This is a genomic window from Trinickia sp. Z7 (genome assembly GCF_056498045.1).
The window spans coordinates 26,890-47,480 of the sequence record NZ_JAUEQW010000001.1 but is presented as its reverse complement, the minus strand read 5'-3'; the positions used below and the strand labels follow the sequence as shown (position 1 = coordinate 47,480).

At 61.6% G+C, this 20,591-nt stretch carries 15 protein-coding genes; 7 read left to right on the top strand and 8 right to left on the bottom strand.

Annotated features, from left to right (window positions below; genetic code table 11):
* Window positions 1-10 precede the first annotated feature (10 nt).
* Window positions 11-1,033: an Acg family FMN-binding oxidoreductase gene (locus QQS38_RS00190; RefSeq protein WP_479644061.1), complete on the bottom strand. Its 1,023-nt coding sequence runs from the start codon at window positions 1,031-1,033 to the stop codon at window positions 11-13.
* Between the two features lie 118 nt (window positions 1,034-1,151).
* On the bottom strand, window positions 1,152-2,960 hold the full coding sequence (locus QQS38_RS00185) for a SulP family inorganic anion transporter (RefSeq protein WP_479643367.1): 1,809 nt from the start codon (window positions 2,958-2,960) through the stop codon (window positions 1,152-1,154).
* Between the two features lie 336 nt (window positions 2,961-3,296).
* Between QQS38_RS00185 and QQS38_RS00180 the strand changes: the two genes are divergently transcribed.
* The 5 genes from QQS38_RS00180 to QQS38_RS00160 all read left to right on the top strand — a co-directional run bounded on the left by QQS38_RS00180 (window position 3,297) and on the right by QQS38_RS00160 (window position 8,161).
* Window positions 3,297-3,923 carry a LemA family protein gene (locus tag QQS38_RS00180; protein ID WP_479643366.1) on the top strand — a complete coding sequence of 209 codons (627 nt, stop codon included), beginning with the start codon at window positions 3,297-3,299 and terminating at the stop codon, window positions 3,921-3,923.
* 2 nt (window positions 3,924-3,925) lie between these two features.
* Window positions 3,926-4,795, top strand: coding sequence for a TPM domain-containing protein (locus QQS38_RS00175; protein WP_479643365.1), 870 nt, complete (start codon window positions 3,926-3,928; stop codon window positions 4,793-4,795).
* Between the two features lie 2 nt (window positions 4,796-4,797).
* Complete coding sequence (locus tag QQS38_RS00170; RefSeq protein WP_479643364.1) at window positions 4,798-5,295, top strand: TPM domain-containing protein; 498 nt, start codon at window positions 4,798-4,800, stop codon at window positions 5,293-5,295.
* Between the two features lie 257 nt (window positions 5,296-5,552).
* The gene (locus QQS38_RS00165; RefSeq protein ID WP_479643363.1) at window positions 5,553-5,912 is read left to right on the top strand and encodes a cupredoxin domain-containing protein; all 360 of its coding nucleotides are present in this window, start codon (window positions 5,553-5,555) and stop codon (window positions 5,910-5,912) included.
* A gap of 95 nt (window positions 5,913-6,007) precedes the next feature.
* Complete coding sequence (locus QQS38_RS00160) at window positions 6,008-8,161, top strand: copper-transporting P-type ATPase (protein ID WP_479643362.1); 2,154 nt, start codon at window positions 6,008-6,010, stop codon at window positions 8,159-8,161.
* A 515-nt stretch (window positions 8,162-8,676) separates the two neighbouring features.
* Here the strand turns inward: QQS38_RS00160 and QQS38_RS00155 are convergent.
* Window positions 8,677-9,216, bottom strand: a complete 540-nt coding sequence (locus QQS38_RS00155; RefSeq protein WP_479643361.1) for a DUF488 domain-containing protein — start codon at window positions 9,214-9,216, stop codon at window positions 8,677-8,679.
* Window positions 9,217-9,356: 140 nt separating this feature from the next.
* Complete coding sequence (locus tag QQS38_RS00150) at window positions 9,357-9,572, bottom strand: copper chaperone (RefSeq protein ID WP_479643360.1); 216 nt, start codon at window positions 9,570-9,572, stop codon at window positions 9,357-9,359.
* Window positions 9,573-9,895: 323 nt separating this feature from the next.
* Between QQS38_RS00150 and QQS38_RS00145 the strand changes: the two genes are divergently transcribed.
* Complete coding sequence (locus QQS38_RS00145) at window positions 9,896-10,921, top strand: DnaJ C-terminal domain-containing protein (protein ID WP_479643359.1); 1,026 nt, start codon at window positions 9,896-9,898, stop codon at window positions 10,919-10,921.
* Entirely contained in the window at window positions 10,918-11,235 is a 318-nt protein-coding gene (locus QQS38_RS00140) for a chaperone modulator CbpM (RefSeq protein WP_479643358.1), read from the top strand. Before QQS38_RS00145 ends, QQS38_RS00140 begins: the two co-directional genes overlap by 4 nt.
* Window positions 11,236-11,420: 185 nt before the next feature.
* Here QQS38_RS00140 and QQS38_RS00135 read toward each other — a convergent pair whose 3' ends face one another.
* The 4 genes from QQS38_RS00135 to QQS38_RS00120 form a co-directional block, all read right to left on the bottom strand.
* Window positions 11,421-16,019 carry an RHS repeat-associated core domain-containing protein gene (locus QQS38_RS00135; protein WP_479643357.1) on the bottom strand — a complete coding sequence of 1,533 codons (4,599 nt, stop codon included), beginning with the start codon at window positions 16,017-16,019 and terminating at the stop codon, window positions 11,421-11,423.
* A 315-nt stretch (window positions 16,020-16,334) separates the two neighbouring features.
* Window positions 16,335-17,612: a tetratricopeptide repeat protein gene (locus QQS38_RS00130; RefSeq protein ID WP_479643356.1), complete on the bottom strand. Its 1,278-nt coding sequence runs from the start codon at window positions 17,610-17,612 to the stop codon at window positions 16,335-16,337.
* A 16-nt stretch (window positions 17,613-17,628) separates the two neighbouring features.
* A complete protein-coding gene (locus tag QQS38_RS00125; RefSeq protein WP_479643355.1) occupies window positions 17,629-18,252 on the bottom strand; it encodes a hypothetical protein in 624 nt (207 codons plus the stop codon).
* Window positions 18,253-18,310: 58 nt separating this feature from the next.
* Window positions 18,311-20,584, bottom strand: coding sequence for a type VI secretion system Vgr family protein (locus tag QQS38_RS00120; RefSeq protein ID WP_479643354.1), 2,274 nt, complete (start codon window positions 20,582-20,584; stop codon window positions 18,311-18,313).
* Window positions 20,585-20,591 lie beyond the last annotated feature (7 nt).

Sequence of the window (20,591 nt, the reverse complement as noted above, 5' to 3'; positions counted from 1 at the left end):
TTGGCGGCCATCACCAAATCACATCGCTCAACGCTCGCCGCGGCGAACGTTCGACTGCCTGCGGGCCATGCCCGATGCGCAACAACACTTGGGGGGCCGCTTCGATGCCGGTCTCTGCGCGCAGGCGCGCTCGCAACGCTTCGATCTCGATCGGTTGATTCAGATAGGACGCACTCAATCCGTTGTTGACCGCGCAAAGCAAGACGCGCTCCAACGCTTGGCCGGCGGCGAGCCAGGCCTCGCGATCGTCTCGATCCGTGGAGATCACGAGCAACAGCGGCGACCCTTCGAGCAGTTCGGTATGCATGGCGGCCATGCCGCCGCCGACATCGAAAGTGCGAATAGCCGAAGCGACGATCGGCACGGCAAGATCGAGCAGGGCGGCAACGCCGGCCGCTTCGGTCGGCATGCCGTCGACGCTGCGCTTGGGGTGAATCCAGGCCGCCAGCTCGCGCCGAAACCGCGGGTCGGCGAATTGCTGTGCGTCGGCTTGCGCGATTAGCTCGGCAATGCGCGCCCGCCCGTCTGCATCTTCGATGCAGACGACTCGCGCCCCCTCCGCTTGACCCGCGTCGATCAGGCCGTGCTTGAGGGCGTCCGAGACGGGCGTGCGTGAAAACGGCTTGCGGATGGTCGCGCGCTGAGCAATTGCGTTGAAAAGCGGGCCAAGGCTGTCGTCCTTGAACCCGGCTGGGTGGACCTCTACGTGAGCGAGCACATCGGGGTCGACTTCGGACGGGAACAACGAGATCCGATAGCTCAGCCCATGGTGATTCAAGGCGGTGCGTAAGTTGAACAAGGCGGCGCCGCAGCTGATGATCAATTCGCGGTCGAACGGATCGACGACTGGCAGAGCGCGCATGCGATCCGCACATAACGTGATGGCGTCGTCCGCGACGATGAAGCGCCACGGCTGGGAGTTGTGGCTCGATGGCGCCAGGACGGCGCATTGGACTGCATGCCGAAGCTTTTGCGCCACGCTCGCTTGCGCATCCAGCGAGGGGAGGAGCGGCTCGCTCGCCGCCGCTTGCATGTTATCGCTCACAGACGATCTCCTCGAATGTCGCATCGTTCGATCGATATTGGCATTTTGCAGCGCGTGCCTAATTGACCGATATCAAGACGATGGCGACTTATCTGGGCGGGTGAAGTCAGTGCGCTTGGGAGGGCGGCCGGCGCCTTCCACGGCGCGGCCGGTAGTGCGCGGCGCGGCTCTTGCCGGGGTGCGAAATAGGCCGGCCTCGCCGTTGGAGAAAACCGTCGACTGCCTCGCCCACGGTGGCGAAGAAGCAGCTCTCGCCGCCGAACGATTCGAACAGGCCGTAGCGGCGCAAGCGGTCTTTGACCGGCCCCTTCATCTCGGCGAAGTGCAGCCGAACGCCGGCCGCTCGCAATTCGTCGTGCAGATTGGCGAGCATGTCGGCTGCGGTGACATCGATGTCCGTCACCGGTTCGGCGGCAATGATGATCGATGTCACGGGCGCAGGCGCTCGAGCCATGGCGCGGCGCAGATGATCGGCGAAGATTTCGGCATTGGCGAAAAAGAGCGGCGCATCCCAGCGATACAGCAGCAAGCCGTCGAAGCGCTGGGCTTCCGGGTGCCGGCTGATGTCGTGATAACCGCGCCTACCCGGCACTCGGCCCAGCACCGCGTCATAGGGATGCCACGCACGCCAGACGAACGACGCCAGCGCGAGTCCGACCGCGACGAAGATACCGGGGAGCACGCCCAGCACCACGACGCCGGCGACGCACAGCAGCGAGACCGCGAACTCGCTGCGATGCATGCGATACAACCGTGCGACATGACGGATCTCCACGATCGCGAGCGCCGCACAAATCACGACGGCGGCGAGCGCGGCATCGGGCAGGTGAGTGGTCAGCGATGGTGCAACGAACAAGAGCAGGCCGGTCGTCGCCGCGGCCATGAGGTTCGCGACTTGCGTCTGGGCGCCGGCCGCTTGCGCAACGGGCGTGCGCGAGGCGCTGCTGCTCACCGGGCAGCCGCTTAGGAACCCGGAGAACAAATTCGCGGCGCCGAGCGCGACGAGCTCTTGGTTTCGATCGGTTTGTTCGTCAGGCGTGCGCGCGAAAACGCGCGCCAATATGCTGGTATCGGCGAACGAAATCAGCGCGATCGCGATGGCGCCGCTCGCGACGCTTCGGAAACCATCGAGCGACAGATGGGGCAAATGCGGCGCGATCCATCCTAACGTCAAGGGCTCGACCGCGGGGCCTACTGCGATCTGTCGACTGTGCAGCCACCAGCCGGCGACCCCGGCGCCGACGAGCGCGATCAAGACGCCGGGCACACGCGGCGCGTATCGGCGCAGCGACAACACCGCGGCCATGCAGGCGAGCCCGATGGCGCTCGACACGAAGTTGATGTTGTGGGCGGCGAGGCCGCGCGCCATGCGCGAGAGACTATCGATGGCCGTGTCGCCGGAGTTCGGAAGCCCGAGCAGCCGGGGCAGCTCGCTCGCGATGAGCGTCAAGGCGATGCCGTTCAAATAGCCGTAGCGAATGGGCTGAGACAGCAGATCGGTGACGAAGCCGAGCTTCGCAAGCCCAAACATCACACAGATGGCTCCGGCCATCACTGCGAGCGTGGATGCGAGCGCGATCGTTTGCGCCGCGTCGCCGTGCGCCAACGGAGCGACTGTGGCGCCGATCAGCGCGGCTAGCGCGGAGTCGGGGCCCAATACGAGAATGCGGCTCGGGCCGAAGAGTGCATAGCCGACCAGCGCGCCGACCGTCGCGTAGAGCCCGACCATGATCGGCAAGCGAGCCGCTTCGGCATAGCTCAATCCCACCGGAACGAGAATCGCTGAAAGCGCGAGCCCCGCGAACAGGTCCTTCAGAAGCCACTTGCGCTGATAGTTGCGCAATAGCGGCCATAGCGGCAGCCAGCGGTCCAAGCCGGAAGGAGCCGGCAACGTGGGCGAATCGCGATGACCCATACTCGATCGAGGAAGTGGTTCGTGGACGGATGACGGCTATCGACCTGTCGGCACGTTCGATGCGTGATGCTTTCGAGCTATCTCGCAGCATATCGCGGACGGGCTCGCTTGTAGAGCGTGCAGCATGAATCCTTTTTCGTTCGGCATTGCGTGCAGTATGTGCCCGCTCCGCGGATCCCGAACCCGGCGAGCCCCCCCACCGATACGCCGCCGTGACAGATCGATTCGTTGAGGTGCGTCAAAGGCGATGCACGGCTTGCGCAGTAACCTCGATCTTGCGGCCAGCGCGGGTGCGACAGCCGACCGATGACGTCGACGCGATAGGGGAGAGTCCGGATGCGACGAATATGGCTTGCCCTAACGATGCTCGTGCCGCTGCTGTTGGCGGGATGCGGCTACAACACGCTGCAAACCGAAGACGAACAAGTGAAAGCGAGTTGGGCAGAGGTCGTCAATCAGTACCAGCGGCGCGCCGATTTGGTGCCGAACCTCGTGAGCACGGTGAAGGGCTACGCGCAGCAAGAGCGCGAGGTGCTCACGCAAGTGACCGAGGCGCGCGCCCGCGCGGGCTCGGTGCAGGTCACCGCCGACGTGCTCGACAATCCGCAAGCGTTCTCTCGATTTCAGGCCGCGCAAGGCCAGTTGACTTCGTCGCTGTCGCGGCTGCTCATTGTCTCCGAGAACTATCCGCAACTGAAATCGGACGCCAACTTCCGGGACTTGCAAGCCCAGCTCGAAGGCACCGAAAACCGGATCGCCGTCGCGCGCAATCGCTACATCCAGGCCGTCCAGGCCTACAACACGACCGTTCGCTCGTTCCCCTCCAATCTCACTGCGCGGGCATTCGGGTTCAAAGAGAAGCCGAGCTTCTCGGTCGCCAACGAAACGGAGATCGCCAAGCCGCCGCGTGTCGAGTTCGGCACGACGCCGGGGGCCCAGGCGCCTTCGGCGCCATCGAACTGAAGATGAGGGAGAACGTGAAAGCGCTACGGCACCTGTTGATGGCGTTGATCGCGTTCACGGTGCTTTTTGGCGTGTTCGCGGCGCATGCGCTCGTTGCCGTCCCGGCGTTGACGGCGCGCGTCACCGACGAAACCGGCACGCTCACCGCCGAACAGAAGAGTGCGTTGGAACAGGTGCTGCAAGCGTTCGAACAACGCAAAGGCACGCAAATCGCCGTGCTGATCGTGCCCACGACACAGCCGGAGGCCATCGAGCAATATTCGCTGCGCGTCGTCCAAGCGTGGAAGCTGGGGCGCAAGGCCGTCGACGACGGAGCGTTGCTCATCGTCGCCAAGGACGACCGCGCGTTACGCATCGAAGTGGGTTATGGCCTAGAAGGCGCGCTCAACGACGCCGTGAGCAGCCGCATCATTCGCGAGATCATCGTGCCGCGGTTTCAGCAGGGCGATTTCTACGGCGGTATCGCAGCGGGCGTGGACCAGATGATCCGCGTGGCGGACGGCGAGGCCTTGCCGCCGCCTAACGCGAGCGAGCAGAAGGGGGCGGCGGGTGTCTGGCGGCTCGCGCCGCTGCTTCTGATGCTCGCGGTCGTGTTCGGCCGCGTGCTGCGAGCCGCGTTCGGGCGCTTGCCCGGTGCGTTGATCGCCGGGGGCGGCGCGGCGCTGATTGCTTGGTTGACGGCCGCCGGGATACTGGCCGTCGTGGCCGCCGGCGCGATCGTGTTTATCTTCACACTGGTCGGGGCGGGCATGGGTGGTTACGTCGGGGGCTACGGCGCCGGACGGCGCGGCGGTTCCGGCGGAGCAGGGCGCGGCGGGTTTGGCGGCGGCGGTGGGACTTTTGGAGGCGGCGGCGCCTCGGGTAGATGGTGACGATGAACGCCTCACGCGCTATTCGGCATTTGTGTACCACGCGCTGGGAGCTCGGGCGGGCGTTCGGCCATGCTACCTTGCTCGAGATCGAAACCGCGATTGCTGCCTGCAACGCCGAACATATAGGAGAGGTGTGCTTTGCCGTAGAGGGGGCGCTGCACGCCGGCATGCTGTTTCGAGGCCAGTGCGCGCGCGAGCGTGCGATCGAAGTGTTCTCGCAACTGCGGCTGTGGGACACCGAACACAACAACGGCGTGCTGATCTACGTGCTATTGGCCGACCGCGCGGTGGAAATCGTCGCCGATCGCGGCGTGCATGCGAAGGTCGGGACTGACGAATGGCAGGCCATTTGCCGGACGATGGAGGCGGCGTTCGGCCGCCGCGCATATCGGGAGGGCGCCTTGTCGGGTATTCGAGCGGTCGCGCAACACCTTAGGCGCCACTATCCTGCGCTCGAACCCGGCAGGGATCCACCGTCCGCTGCGGCCGTGGTGCTTTGAACAGCCCCCTGCCGCACCAAATGCATCGTTCGGCAGGGCTCGTTCGCAACTTGATACGTTTCGATCGGCTTGGCCGCGAACGGCTTCTCGATATCGACTACGAGGAAAAGAGGGAAATGAAGATTAGGGCGTTTTTCTATGCCGTTATAGGCGCCGGCCTAGCCGGCCTAATGCCGAGCGTTGCCGCGTGGGCGCGGATGCCGCAGATGGACATGGACCAAACCTTCGCGTTTGGCCGGCCGGCGACTGAGGCGGATGTGACCAAAATCATCCATGTCCAGGCTTCCGATCAAATGCGGCTCATCTTCGACTCGACGAATATCCAGCGTGGCGATGTGGTGAAGTTCGTGGTCGAGAACGTCGGGCGGGCGCCGCACGAGTTTTCGATTGGGGATTCCGCGTTCCGCCTCGAACATCAGCGAGAGATGGCGCAACCGATGTCGGCGATGGCCGGTATGGAACATGACGATGCGAATGTCGTGAGCCTGAAGCCGAGACAAACCAAGACGCTCATCTGGCGATTCGATCGATTGCGCACTCGCTCCATTCTTTTCGCTTGCTATGTGCCGGGCCATTATGAAGCGGGCATGTATCGCCGCTATGAGATTCCGCGGTAATCACCCGGGCGACTGACACGCGGGCCTCGGGCAAATCTCGGGCAAATATCGTCTGCATCGCTTCGATCAGGGGCATCGGCCCGAGCGCACACCGCGTGCGCTCGGGTGGCAATTGGTCCAAGTTAAGGAGAGCATCCATGGGTGCGCGCGCGAAAGGGGCGATTTACACGTGTCCGATGCACCCTGAGGTGGAGAGCCCGACGCCAGGTGCTTGCCCGAAATGCGGCATGGCGCTCGAACTGCGCGAAGTCGGCGAGGGCGCCGCGCAAGACGACGAGGAACTGTCCGACATGACCCGGCGCTGCCTCATAAGCGGCGCCTTCAGCGTGCCTGTAGTCGTGCTTGGCATGAGTAGCTATGCCTCGCCCGCGACTTCGGCCTGGGTCCAGTTGGTCTTGAGCACCCCGGCTGTGCTTTGGGGCGGTTGGCCGGTGTTCCTGCGCCTGTGGAACTCGCTCGTTGTGCGCAGCCTTAACATGTTCACACTCACGGGCCTTGGGATCGGGATCGCGTACGCATACAGCGTCGTCGCCGTGCTTGCCCCTAGCATCTTTCCCCCTGCGTTCCTTGGCGATCGCGGCTTGCCCCCTGTGTATTTCGAGGTTGCCGCGGTGATCACGGTGCTCGTTTTGCTCGGGCAGGTGCTCGAGTTGCGTGCGCGCAGTTCGACCAATGCCGCGATTCGAACGCTGCTAGCCCTCGCGCCCAAGACCGCGCGTCGCGTAGAAGCGGACGGCTCGGAAGTGGATGTGCCGCTCGCCGATGTCCAGCCGGGCGACCGGCTGCGAGTCCGCCCGGGCGAGAAGGTGCCGGTCGACGGCGTCGTCGCCGAGGGCCACTCGTCCATCGACGAATCGATGATCACTGGCGAGCCGATTCCAGTCGAGAAAGCTGCGGGGCAATCCGTGATCGGTGCGACGGTCAACGGAACCGGGTCGTTGATCATGGAGGCGCGCAAAGTGGGCAGCAGTACGCTGCTTGCACAGATCGTCCGCATGGTGAGCGACGCGAGCCGCAGCCGGGCGCCGATCCAGCGGCTTGCCGATGCCGTTTCGGCTTGGTTCGTTCCCGCGGTGATCCTGGCCGCGGTCGTAACGTTTCTCGTCTGGTATCGCTTTGGCCCGGCGCCGGCATTCGCTTATGCGATTCTCAACGCGATCGGCGTGTTGATCATCGCTTGTCCGTGCGCGCTGGGACTCGCTACCCCCATGTCGATTATGGTCGCCTCGGGCAAAGGCGCGACGTTCGGCGTGCTGTTCAGAAATGCCGAGGCGATCGAGACGCTGCGCAAAGTGGATACGCTCGTCACCGATAAGACCGGCACGCTGACCGAAGGGCATCCGTGCGTACAGGATATCGTCTCTTTCAGCGCGCACGACCAAGCGCACATCCTGCAATTGGCGGCATCGCTCGAACGCGGCAGCGAGCATCCCCTAGCGGCGGCTATTGTCAAGGCGGCAGAGGCGAGGGGAGTCACGTTGTTCGACGCGGAGCAATTCGAAGCGACTCCGGGCAAGGGCGTGAAGGGAAGTGTCGGGGCGCAGCGGGTCGTGCTTGGTAACGAGGCGCAGATGGATGCGCTCGGGCTTAGTGTCGCCGCCAGCAAGCCATGGACAGAAAAACTGCGCGCCGAAGGCAAGACGGTGATGTTCGTCGTAGTCGACGAGGCGCTGGCGGGACTGATCGCGGTTGCCGATCCGATCAAGGAAACGGCGCCGGCAGCGATCGAGGCACTGCATGATGCAGGCATGCGCATCGTGATGCTGACTGGCGACAACGAGACGACGGCGCGGGCTGTAGCGGGCCGCCTTGGCATCGATGAGGTCGTCGCGGGCGTGTTGCCGGATCAGAAAGCGCAGATCGTAAAGCGCCTTCAGTCGGAGGGCCGTTTCGTCGCGATGGCGGGCGATGGCATCAACGACGCACCTGCGCTTGCGCAAGCGCAAGTGGGCATTGCGATGGGCACGGGTACCGACGTCGCAATGGAGAGCGCCGGCGTCACGCTGGTGAAAGGCGACTTGCACGGCATTGTGCGTGCGCGGCGTTTAAGCGTGGCCACGATGCGCAACATGCACGAAAACCTTGTTTGGGCGTTCGCCTATAACGTGCTCGGCATTCCGATTGCCGCGGGCGTGTTGTTTCCGCCGTTCGGCTTATTACTATCGCCGATGATCGCGGTGGCCGCCATGACGCTGAGTTCGTTGTCGGTGATCGGCAATGCGTTGCGTCTTAGAACCGTGTCGGTGTGAGCTGCGACTCGCCATGCTCGGCATGAAAGCGCTTTCAACCTCTGTGTTTCGGCTCGGGCATCGCGAGTCCAGCGCGGACCGAACTCGACGTGGGGGTTGGCAAGCCTGAACGACGCTCGGGGCTGAAAGTGCTAGGCCTGCTAGCTTGCCGCCGGTCGAGGGAATCCCGTAAGCAGTACCTTGGCCGTTCACAGCCAGCGACGTTGCGTGGCTAAATGCAATTTGACATAACATGAATTATCACCGTTTCAGTTGTAGGAGCAAAGTTCTAATGTCGTATCTGGGCAAAGTTCAAATGTCGTAGTGCCGAGCTGTTTGAGCGCATTCTGGCGAGGTTTCGACCTGCCGGAGATCGCCGTGACGCGTTCAGGACTGATCACCATGAGCATTCCAGCCGTTGCGAGCGGCTGAACGGCTGGTGCTGCGCTATGAGGCCGCCGGCGTGGCGGGAACGATCTCGACCCTCGTTACACGGATGACGACAAAACGCAAACCGTGCCTGCCCCCATGATTTCCTATGGATGCGCTTCCGGATAGACGACCGTTCCGCCGAATCGAATCACCGCGCCGGAAGTAAGCTGCGCTGTCTCTTGGCGCCCGCGTCCCATGATATGGACGACGGTTTTCCCCGATGCAATCAGGTAGTCGGCCACGATGCGTCGATGGCAACGCCACCATACGGCTTCCGAACACATGATCACGCAGCGTCGCTCACGCCCTACTTTAATGAGGTGATCAAGGCCGGCGCGAAAAGTGTCTGAAAGTGCGTAATCGGCGTAATTGTGAAAACTCTCATTCGTCCAGAATCCGTTGACATCACGAGGCAACGATCGGTCTCTTCCGCGAAGGCCGCCGAGTGCTGCCACATGTTCATACGAAATCTTGAATGCTGCCAGGACGTCAGGGAACGTCTCCTCGTTGAACTGCGGGTTCGATCTCGACTTGGGGATCTTTCTAATGTCCATGAGCGCGCCTATGTCGGCGTCGCTCAATAACCCGAAAAATTCCGAAAGGGTTCGGTTCGAATGGCCAATGGTAAAGAATGGAGGCGTCACGATTCGCCTTTGCGGGCTGCCAATTCAAGGATGTGCCCACGTGCAGTCATTTCCAGATCTGTATCATGGTGTTTGCATCGTTCGCCGGCGATTCCCCGCAACTCATCCGGGCTGGCTAGTACGATGGTGACGACTATGGATCACCCCTTGCTGATCTTCGCCTTGTAGCCCGCATCCTCGAACGCAACCAGGAATTCTTCGGCCATCATCCACGAGTCGACCTTTACGGTTCTGGCACCAAAATCGACAGCGACCTTCGCGTCAGGGTCGACCGCGCCGATGGCCTGAGCAAGCGTCTGTGCGTCGACGTCCCCGGTAGTCTTCTCGACTTCGAATTCCAAATGTTCGAGTTCCATGCGGTGCTCCTTGGGTTCGGATCCTCAGCCTGCCGGCAGTTATTTATCGGCGGCCTCTAGACTCTTCTCTTGTACATCTTGGCCTTCGGCAATTCAACTGAATTAAATCGTCTCACAACATGCTCTATAGTGTGATGGACAGGAGCACCATGAAACGAGCAGTTGAATGCGCGACAGTGCCGCCCTCCCCGACCTCAACGAACTGCAGGTAGTTCCCGTCGCGGTGGCCGCAGGCCCGTGATCTGGGGGAAACGCAACAGGAACGGCAATAGGCCGATGCAATCCGCACTGGCCGCACCACTCGGATCGAGGCGGACTCTCGCATGAAATACAGGGATTACTACGAGGTGCTCGGACTGCCACGCACCGCGACGCAGGATGAGGTCCGGCGCGCGTATCGCAAGCTCGCGCGCAAATATCATCCCGATGTCAGCCAGCAGGCGGATGGCGAGGACCGCTTCAAGGAATTGGGCGAGGCCTACCAGGTCCTCAAGGACACGGAGAAACGCGCCGCCTATGACCGTTTGGGCCGCCAGTGGCAGAACGGCCAGGATTTTCAGCCGCCGCCCGATTGGGATGAAGGCTTCGAATTCAGCGGCGCAGGCAACGAGCGCAGCGCAAGTCCCGATTTCAGCGAATTTTTTGAAGCGATGTTCGGCGGTGCGCACACAGGGCGGCACGCCCGGCAAACGCAAAGGCACGGCGCGGCACCCGACAGTGGCGCCCCGACAGCGGACGATTTGGAAGAGGCCTATCGTGGGACGCAACGCTCGATCCACGGGCAGGACCATCACGCCAAAATCGTGATCGATCTGGCGGACGCCTATCACGGTGCGCAGCGCTCCATTTCACTGCAAATGCCGGCGCTCGATGCACATGGTCATGTCATCCTGCAACCGCGTACGCTGAACGTCAGCATTCCGAAGGGCGTGCGGGACGGGCAGCACCTGCGTCTTGCCGGCCAGGGCGGCGCCGGACTGGGACACGGACCAGCCGGTGACCTGTACCTGGAAATCGCTTTCCGGGAGGATCCGCTTTTTCGTGTCGACGGACGCGATGTTTCGCTTGATGTACCGGTGGCCCCATGGGAGGTTGCACTGGGTGCCCAGGTAACCATTCCTACTCCCAATGGCGCGGTCGAGCTGACCGTGCCGCCTGGATCGGCCGGCGGTCGGCGGCTGCGGCTCAAGGGCAAGGGGATTCCGGGGAAGACGCCGGGCGACCTATATGTGATCCTGACGATCGTGCTGCCGCCGGCCGACAGCGATAGCGCACGGACGGCCTACGACGCGATGCGGCAGGCGTTCCATTTCGATCCGCGCGCGCATTTTACGGGTGCTCGATCATGAAAGAATCAGTGACGGTCTTCATGGAAGGGGAGATTGTCGAGGAAGACGTCGAGCTCACGCTCGTTCAATTGTGCCGGGCAAGCGGCGCGTCGGAAGAACAACTGACGTTATGGATCGCAGAAGGCGCAGTCGAGCCGCAAGGCAACACGCCGCGAGAATGGCGCTTCAGCGGCGCCGCATTGCGCCGCGTGCGAACCGCTCGCCGGCTCGCACAGGATCTCGAGATCAACGCCCCCGGCATTGCGCTCGCGCTCGATCTGCTCGATGAAATCAACGCGTTGCGGGCGCGTTCCAGGCGCTCGTCCGGCCGATGAGTGTATTTTCACGTTCGGCAGCGGCTCGAGGGCGAGCCGTACGTCAAGGTCCAGGATGTAAGGCCAAGACACGGTTGGCCGACCGGCTAATCCGACGAGTCGGTTGATGCGCGACAAGCGGGCCGCTCCAATGAAAACGAACATCGCGATCAGCGCGGCTGTCATCAAACCGATACGAACCGACGTCATTTTTGTTTCTTCTGTTGTCGAAGAAATTTCTTGACCCATGAGGCCAAGTCCTTTTCTTCGACGTCCCACTTCTTCGCAGTATCTTTCAGCGCCTGTTCGCTAGGCATCTTGTTCGGGTCGGGCTGTTTCGCGGCCGCCTCCTGGACAGCCCCCTCCTGTTGAACCCAGCGCGTCACCATCTTCTTCGGGACCTTCCATCTTCTTGCGACTTGTTGCAGCTTTGCGTCTTTCGGCATCTTTTTGTCGCCTGATTGCCCCGCAAAGGCATCGTCGATGGCCCCGGCCTTAACGCCCACGATACGTCCTCGCGGCAGGTTTTTCTTTTCGTAGAAGTCTTTCCCCCGCGCCAGTTTCGCAATGACGCGCGTGTCGGGTTCGTCTGGATCGAACTTGGCTTTCCTATTCGAATCGGCGGGAATCCGGTTATAGATGGCTAGCATGCATCCCTCGCACACCGGCTCTGTCGGCGCCAAATAAGCACATCCGTCGATGTCCGGCTGCGCGTCCGCCCAGCGTAGGGCCCGTTGCTCCGCATGGTGGTCAGTTGCCCTTTCGTGGTTGTAGCCGGAAACGCGGGAATAAGATGTGTCTGCAGGAATCTGGTCCGCACCGGCAACCCTGTACCCGTCAGGAATATTGGCGGCGTCGGCAACGGCCGCCACCTTCGGCAGATCAGTTTTTATCTCGTCCCAGTCTTTGCTCGCAGCCACACCCACGTGATATGAGCCGTCTTTCTTCCTGAACACGAACGGAAGCACCGTCACTCGGTGGAAGCCATTCAGTGCTTTCACGAAGTCCACCCGCATCCGGTCTGCGTCGTCGCGCGCTTGTTCGAATGCGGGTCGCTCCGCATCCGGTACATGAATGAGACGTTTCGGGTAAGGTGCACCCGTCGGCCTGTATTTTCCGTCCGGGCCCTTTTCAACGACCTCCGGTTCGCCCGCGGACTCGACGGCGTGTCCCTCCGGTCCCCCCGTCTCATTGCTAGCCGTCGATTCACACGTCGACAGGCCAAGCACATCGACCTGCACGAGAGGATTTGCGGTGTAGGCGTAGAGATTGATGCCGCCAGATTGCCCCACCGGGTCGGACTGAAGGTAACGCCGCAAGACCGGGCAGTAGGTTCGGAACCGGTTGTAATGCAACTGTGTCGCCGGATCGAAATGATGGCCCGCAAACCTCAGATCGTAGGTAATCGTATTGCCGGGCGCAACTTCGATCCAGCCATAAGGGTCAATGCATTGCGCACGCCATACGACTTCCCCATCGGCGCCTTCGATCCACTCAGGCATGCCCACTTGATTCGTCACCACGAAATACGCGTTGCCGTCTTGCGGTTGCGCATCGATCGACGCGTAGTCGATGAACATGAACGGAATAAGCGCCGACTCATCTGCGTAGACATAAAGGCGAACGCGTCCGTCCGGGTAGATTTCCGCCGCCAGGCGGTCTTGGTCCCAGTAGTAAAGCGTACGCGCGGCTCCAAGGGCCTGGTGGATTCGCCGGCAGAGCCCGTCGTAATCAGCGGTCCACACATCCGCGCGGTCGCTTCGCTCGACAACGGTCAACAAGCCCATGCTGTTGTATGAATAAGTCGTGCGACGGCCTTCGCCGTCGAGCTGTTCGGCGAGATGATTGCGATTGTCATAACGAAACCGCGCCGACGATGCAACTGCTAAGCGGTTTCCTTCGAGATGGCGGATCGAAGCGTATTGCGGCGTCGATATCAGATTGCCCGCGCAGTCATAGGCGAATTGGCGTGTCGGGAACCCGCACCGCCACTCCCCGATCAACCGGTGCGCCGCATCGTACCGATACTCGATCACACCGCCCGACGTGCTCGCGATGGCGCGCAACTCGCCCGTTGCGCTGTAAATGTACTGTGCCGCCTGCATGTTTTCGGGCTGATCGTCCCGCCACACGATGCGCCCTTCGCATCTTCCATCGGGATCGAACCGACGTAACACGTTCGTGCCATTGCCCAGTTGCACCAGCACGCTACCATCCGACGCGCGCGAGACCCGGTGCGTGCCGCCCGCTTGAGTGCGAATCACGGTTTCACCTCGCCCGCTCGGCTCGTAGCTGACGGCGAAGCGCGCGAACCACGTCGTTTTAGAGCGCTTCTTGTTTGCGTAGTGGTGCTCGACGCCTAGGCCATCGCGTTTGTCGGAAATGATTCGACCGTTCGCGTCCCAATCGAGTGTCACGTGGAACCGGTCGGTGGATGCGTCTGTAAAGTTTCCCTGCGCGTCGTACTGATAATGATGCGTCTCACCGCTCTTCAACGCGCGTTTGCTCGGCAACCCGTTGTCGCCGATCTTGATGCGCAGCAGCCATTCGCCGTCAGCGCCGCACTTCTCGACGAGTCTATCGCCGCCATCGTATTGGTAGGTTTCGCGCACGACGCCGTGGCGCGTGACGCTAACGAGTCGTCCCCTCAAATCGTAGTCGTATCGACTTTCGTTGCCCGCGGGGTCGATGATCGCGGAGATGCTCGCCTTGTTTGTATAGCGGTATCGGATAAGATTGCCCAGCGGGTCGCGCGTGCTTTCGCACAGATTCCACGATGTGATCGCGTAGCGATATTCGCCGCCTTCGCGGTCGCGTTTGCAGACCACATTGCCCTCGGCATCGCGGACTAGATGCTCGATTCGCCCTGCGGCATCTTTACGCGCCACGATCCGGCCGGCCGCATCTCGTTCCTCCATCTGCTTCGGTGCTGGTGTTTCCTGCCGGAAGAGTGATGCCGCATACCGCGCAACGCCGGTTGGCAAAAGCAGTGACTTCGACAATAGGTGGCGATCGACCCTGCCCCATTGTTGCTCGAGCGGCGTCGCAGGCAACGCGGGTCGGTTCGGGCGGCTCGACACCGGCGCTTGCGAGTTCGGTGGCCAGCAGTTCCCCCAGCGATCGATGCGGCCTATGCTGCGGCCGTTGTCGTCGTAAACCCACTGCAGTTCGCGGCCGACGGCGTCGACTTCAATCAAGATGCTACCGTCCTCCCCTATGACCCGCGCGAGCGCATTGCCGTATGGATCGACGATACGGTTGACCGTTTGCGACTCGTCATAGAAGTACGTCCAAGTCCCACCATCCGCGTGGGTGGCGATCGTACGACCGGGGCAATAATCAAATGTGACACGCCACATCCCGTCCTGAGCCGCCGTTTCGATACAGCGGTTTTCGCTGTCGTACCGATAGCCAAAAGAAAAGCCGTTACGATCCGTCTCCCGGATCATCCTTTTCCGCTCGTCGTACCCATAGGACATGGCCGCATTGAGTGGGTCAGTTGATCTGGCTAAGCACCCCCTATCGGTGTAGGTGTAGCGGGCAATGCTATGACGCGTGCCATCGCGGCGCGTTATCAGGACCTCGGCGATGCGCCCGACACTGTTATACGCGAAATGAATCCGATGCCGAAGACAACTGCGCTCATCTGTCTGGACGATGGCGCTCAGCGCATCCGCCGCGTCATATTGGAATTCGCTTTCGACTTCATCCTTGAGCTGGCGGACCAGCCGGGCGATCGGGTCCTTCTCGCCGCGACGTTGGAACTCCAACTTGCCGGCCACTTCGTGCCACAGCACGAAATGACAGTCGTCCCCTTGCACCAGTCGGTAGCCGGAAAACGAACCTTCGTAGCGGCCGGTTTCATTTCGCGGAAACTGATACTCGCGGTTTAATGGGTCGACGTAGAGCGCACGTGTGCGAAACAGATGTAATTCGTGCTGGAAGTTGTGGCGAAAGCCGAAGCCAACGGCACCGTCCTGGTCGCGCCAGCCGCTGCAGTAATAGCGCTCCCAACTGAACACTGGGGCAACGTCGTGTGCATAGTCGACGAATTCGTTCTCTGCCGTGCCTCGGACGACATCGACAGGATGCCCATTTCGGCATGGCGCGGCCGCTTTCTGCCTGGGCGCTCTTCCGCCTTTGATTTTCTTCCCGAGCCCATGCTTCGCTCCATGCCAAATCATTTGCGAATCCGGCGTGGGGAATCCACCGATCAGAACAGTCTCGTTGCCATTCAACAGCATGCCCATGCTCGGCTCGATCCCCGGATCCTTGCCCATCAAACTGCCAAGCAACATCATCGCCATGTCGGCGGCGGTCTGTACAGCCATCATCGCAGCTGCCGCGCTCGCCCCTTGCGACAGGTCGTCGGCGGCGCCCGCGACCCCAGACCCTGGCCCGACCGCCACGTTGCCGGCCTTCCACGCCTTACCTGCCGGCCCCGTCCAGCGCGCCCAGTTCGATACGTCTGCCGCCTCGGTCGCGATTTCTCTACCGTTCGCCGCAGCCCCTCCCGCTTCTTGGTTGGACTTCCCCGCATGCCCCATCGGATTGCAGTGCCGCGTCATATCGATGCCCATGCGCGCCGCACGCATCCCACCGACGAATGTATTGCTCGACCCCGTTTGGATGTCGAAGTACGGCGTCATGCCGCCGCAGGTCGGCGCAATGCCGATGTCGGTCACGCGAGCTGCCGGGAGCCCGCCGATCAACACGCTCAAGCAGCCGCTGCCGATCGTCGATCCAATACTCGGCAACGGAAAGCCGTCGCTCGGGGGATGATCGTGCGCGTGCGGCGTGCCCAAATGCGCCGCGCCGATGACCGCGGCCGGCATTCCTGGCATCTTGTCGAGCAGCGGTATCTGCGCAATGCCGCTATTGAGCAACTGTGAAGGCGCACCCTGCAACGAGACAAGCGCATTCACAGCCTCGCTGACGTGATGGATCGCGTTCCCCTTGGATGAGAACGTTTGCTTGAACGGGTCGTAAGTCGACTTGGCCGTTTCGAGGAGCGAATCGCAGGCCGTATTCACGCTCGCGTTCGATTTCGCACCTCCATGCGGCGTCGAATCGGATGCGTGCGTCAGCCGGGTTGCAGAATCGCTCATTACAGCGCCTCTTTATGACCCGCTCTCGTATCGAGCGGGGTTCACCGCATCCCGCTCGCGCGGCGTCCTGAAACGTTTCTTATCCTGCTCGTAGGCTCTAGCCTCGTTTTTAAGACCGGCCTTCGTATAGAGCAACACGAGGCGATCGACGATGCGATCGTGCTGCAGTTCGCAACCAAACTGCTCACACAATCCCTTTGCATCGATCCAGCTCTCTGCGGCTTGCGCTACATTGCCGCACGCGAGCAGTGCGGCGCCAGCCTTCTCCATCGCCTCCACCTTCGTATGTACGAGCATCAACCTGCCGGCAGCGCAGCTCGCCAGTTCGAAATAAACTGCCGACCTCGCATGTTCACCGAGCGCGCTGCAGCAGTTGCCGACGGCCATCAGCGAATTGATTACGACCACCAAATTGCGGCCATCTAGTCCCGCCTGCAGCGCCCGCAGATACCACTCTTTCGCCTCGCGCTGAGATCCATGCCGCAATGCTATGTCGCCCAAACCGTGCAACGCCATCGCGCAGCCCGTCGCATCCTGTCCCTCGGCATGAAGCGCATAGAGCGCACGATACTTACGCTGCGCATCAGGTAGCCTACCGTGGGCAAGATCGATCGCAGCGATCTGCATCAACGCCTGCATGCGTTGTGCGATCGGCTGCGCCTCATCGTTTGCGACACCCACCAGATTGCGCGCAGCATCTTCGGATGAAAAGTCAACCGCAAGGATCAATACATGCTCCGCCTTTCTGTCCCGCGCTAGGGGAATCAGGATCGGATGATATCGATCGTCGCGGATGCAGAAGCGATGCCCCTCCATCCAGTCTTCGAAACCGCTCAGTGCCAGCAATTGCATCATTACGTTGGCGAAGCCGGCGGCATCGTCGAGCGGCGACGGTACCCATGCCCAAACGACTTTCGCGTGCTCCGGTACCAGTGCGCGGATGTGCATGACGGCTTCGCGTAATCGGTCCTGCAGCGTGCGTCTTGGATCACTGCATGCCAGCGGCAACAACGGCCAGAGCGCTTCGCCGTGGTTGGCGCGCGCCCGATTCACCTCCTCGACCTGATGCCCAAGCGCGTCAATGCACGCTTGCACATACGTGGCGACAGCATTGCATGCAAACGGAAAGATCAAAAATATCGCATCGCCTTGCTGCTGATCGAGTGCCTGCAGCATCTTCAGCACGGGCACTGCATCGTTGTTGCTCATTTCGATCAGCAGCGTCGGATTGTCGGGCTGCTCGACGAAAGTCTCGATCGACAATTGGACGGCTGCGAATTCGCGATGCATGGCGACTGCCTTCGGGTCAGTTCAAACGGACATATCGGCTTCGTATTACGGTGTCCGCTTCAGTCCGAATGTCTACTCCCCCGTGGCCCCCTTCGAGTTCGATGGTCTGTGCGCTGAGCCGAAGTTTGCCAGGGACTTCGATGTTTACGTTCCGATTCAGTAACGTCACGACCGGGCCGTCCGGCGATGAACGTACCTGCATCAGCGGGCAACCTGACGCATCGGACAGTTGCACGCATTTGTCCGGTTCGAGCACAAGTTCGAAGGCGGCCTTGGCGACGGGTTCTACCGGCTCGCCGCAGTCAGCACGACGCAGCATGCCCGAGATTACATACTCGGGCCAGTTCGACGGCGACTGCAGCAGCACGCGATCGCCGATATGGGGCTTGACGCCATCGACACACTCAAGCCAACGCTCGCAGGGGCTTGCGTCCCGCATCGGCCATTTCACGCGCACTCGTCCCATTGCATCGGGATGGTGCGTATCCGTCACCTCGCCGATCAGGGTCATCGGATCCCCACGGTCGTGCGCCGGGCAAGGATGCAGCGGCGGGTCCCTTTCAAAGAGCCGCCGCAAAGCCGTTAAGGTATCGTCTTCAAGCGAGTTATCGACCGTCATCCGATCCAATTCATCTTCCATCGAATGTCTCCCAATGTTTTCGACGAACGCGAGCCATACCATCAAGCCGCCATTCGCATCAATTGATGTAAGCGATCGTCCCTTGAATCGTCACTCCCGAGCTATCGAGCGTGATCGTGCCGCCCCCCGTCGATAAGACGATCTTCGTCGCATTGACGTTGACGTTGCAGCCGCCCTTACCGTTGTCGATGTTCACCGTCGGCGCCTGAAGATTCGCCGTCGCCTTGCCGGCAAGATTGAGATCGTCTTCGCCATAGATCGTGACGCCCTCTGCATAGCCGGCGATTCCCACGCCTTGGTCGTATCCGACGATACTCACGCCGCCACCATAGCCTGCGACCCCGACACCCAGATCGCCGCCAACTCCGCCAATAGCGACCCCAACGTTTTCCTTGTTGATCGCCATCCCGCTCTGCCCCGAACCCATCTCGATGTGATTCTTGGCAACCACCGACGCGACCTTCTCAACCTCGACCGCGTAGTTTCCCGTGAGGACTTGCGCCGCATACGAGCCCGCTTCGACCACGTGCGTGCTGTCTCCCTTGACGAAAACATCATGCTTGCCGCTCACCACCGCCAAGCTGTGATTGCCTTTTGCAACGGTATGGGCACTGTCCCCATCGACCGACACGCTGCGATTGCCCGTCACTGCATGCGTCTCATTCCCCCCGATCTGCGCGACCCGATGCCGCCCGATACTCACCGTCTCGTTCTGCCCCACGCTCCTTTGCCGATTGTTCGTCACCTGCATCGTCTCGTCGTTGCCGACCGTATGCGTGTGGTTGTTTCCCACGGACAGAGAGTGATCCAGCTCCGTCTCCGCGTCGAAATTGCGCTCCGCGTGCAGCCACAACTGCTCCGCACCTTTGCGATCCTCGAAGCGCAAGGCGTTCGCGTGCGATGCCGCTCCACCCGGACTCGAACGCGACAGCAATCCGCTTTGCGTGGCACTCATCGGCAAATCCCACGGCGGCATGCGCTCGCCGTTGTATACGCGGCCGGTGACGATCGGCCGGTCCGGATCGCCATTGAGAAAATCGACGATGACTTCATCGCCGACACGCGGAATCTGCACGCCGCCAAAACCGCCACCCGCCCAGGGGCTCGAAACGCGCACCCAACACGAGGCGTTTTGGTCGCGCTGGCCGTAACGATCCCATTGGAACTGCAGCTTGACGCGCCCGTATTCGTCTGTCCAAATTTCCTCGCCGGGTGCCCCCACCACGACGGCCGTTTGCGGACCGTTCGTGCGCGGCGTAGGCGTCTCGCGTGGCGGACGATAAGGCAACTGCGTCGGCTGCGCGAGAAACGTCGTTTCATGTGTCACGTGCTCGTCGGAGCGATCGGTCGCGTACGGGTTCTCTTGAAACCGGTAGCGGCAGCGCACGACCAGGTACGCCCTGTTTTGCTCCGATCGGGGACAGCGTTCGAGCGTAAACAACCACCCGGGCGCCATCGCTCGAACGTCGGTGTGCGCCTCGACACGCTCGTGCTCGGACTGCAGCGCCTCGAGACGCACTCGTCCATAGCGCGTGCCCAAGACGTCGTCATCGTAGCCGCCAGGCCATTCGAACATCGCATATCGATCATGGTCATGCCCACGCGGGTCTGCATGCTTGACCGAGAGATCGGCGCGTGGCTTCGTATAGTCGTAATCGCGCGCTTCATAGCCACCGATGCTGACCTCCTGCGCAGGCTGCCACCTATCGATGTGCTCTTCATCGGCAATCGCCGTGCGGTCGGCGCCGATGTAGGGGATCGTTTCATAGCCCGGCAAGGTCGTATGCGAGGAGTGCGCATCGCATAGCACGAGCGTATGCGCTTGCTCGGCGTGTTTGAAGTAGTAGTAAATGCCCTCGCTTTCCATCAGCCGCGACACGAACGCGGCATCCGTTTCGTTGTACTGAACGCAGTACTCGCGTGGCGCATAGTGCTCGGTGAGCCGCTTCTCCATCGGGAAACCATAGGGCGCGAGCACTTCGTCGACGATTTCGGGCACGCTCTCGTTCTGGAATATCCGACAATCGGACCGCCGCGTGGCCAACCATAGCCACGGGCGCAGGACGAGCTCGTATGCATAGTGCCGCTGCGCTTGGCGGCCGACCAGCGAAGCGCGCGCGACGAGCCCGTGCAAGTAACGCTGCGTGCCCTCGCGCGCCCGCACACGCACGCACACGCACTTTCCGAGCAGCTCGCGCAATGACAATGCGTATCCGTCGGCGAGCGCTTCGATACGGATTTCGAACAATCGGCTAAGCGCTTCTTCGCCGTCCAAACGATAGAACTTGAGCTCCTCGCCCAAGGCCGTGTTCAGTGTAAATATGCGTGACAAGCTCGCT

Coding starts and splice junctions, on each gene's coding strand:
- QQS38_RS00125 (WP_479643355.1), bottom strand. CDS start 18,252: ATGGAAGATGAATTGGATCGGATGACGGTCGATAACTCGCTTGAAGAC.
- QQS38_RS00190 (WP_479644061.1), bottom strand. CDS start 1,033: ATGCAAGCGGCGGCGAGCGAGCCGCTCCTCCCCTCGCTGGATGCGCAA.
- QQS38_RS00150 (WP_479643360.1), bottom strand. CDS start 9,572: ATGGAACTCGAACATTTGGAATTCGAAGTCGAGAAGACTACCGGGGAC.
- QQS38_RS00145 (WP_479643359.1), top strand. CDS start 9,896: ATGAAATACAGGGATTACTACGAGGTGCTCGGACTGCCACGCACCGCG.
- QQS38_RS00185 (WP_479643367.1), bottom strand. CDS start 2,960: ATGGGTCATCGCGATTCGCCCACGTTGCCGGCTCCTTCCGGCTTGGAC.
- QQS38_RS00175 (WP_479643365.1), top strand. CDS start 3,926: ATGAGGGAGAACGTGAAAGCGCTACGGCACCTGTTGATGGCGTTGATC.
- QQS38_RS00180 (WP_479643366.1), top strand. CDS start 3,297: ATGCGACGAATATGGCTTGCCCTAACGATGCTCGTGCCGCTGCTGTTG.
- QQS38_RS00170 (WP_479643364.1), top strand. CDS start 4,798: ATGAACGCCTCACGCGCTATTCGGCATTTGTGTACCACGCGCTGGGAG.
- QQS38_RS00140 (WP_479643358.1), top strand. CDS start 10,918: ATGAAAGAATCAGTGACGGTCTTCATGGAAGGGGAGATTGTCGAGGAA.
- QQS38_RS00130 (WP_479643356.1), bottom strand. CDS start 17,612: ATGCATCGCGAATTCGCAGCCGTCCAATTGTCGATCGAGACTTTCGTC.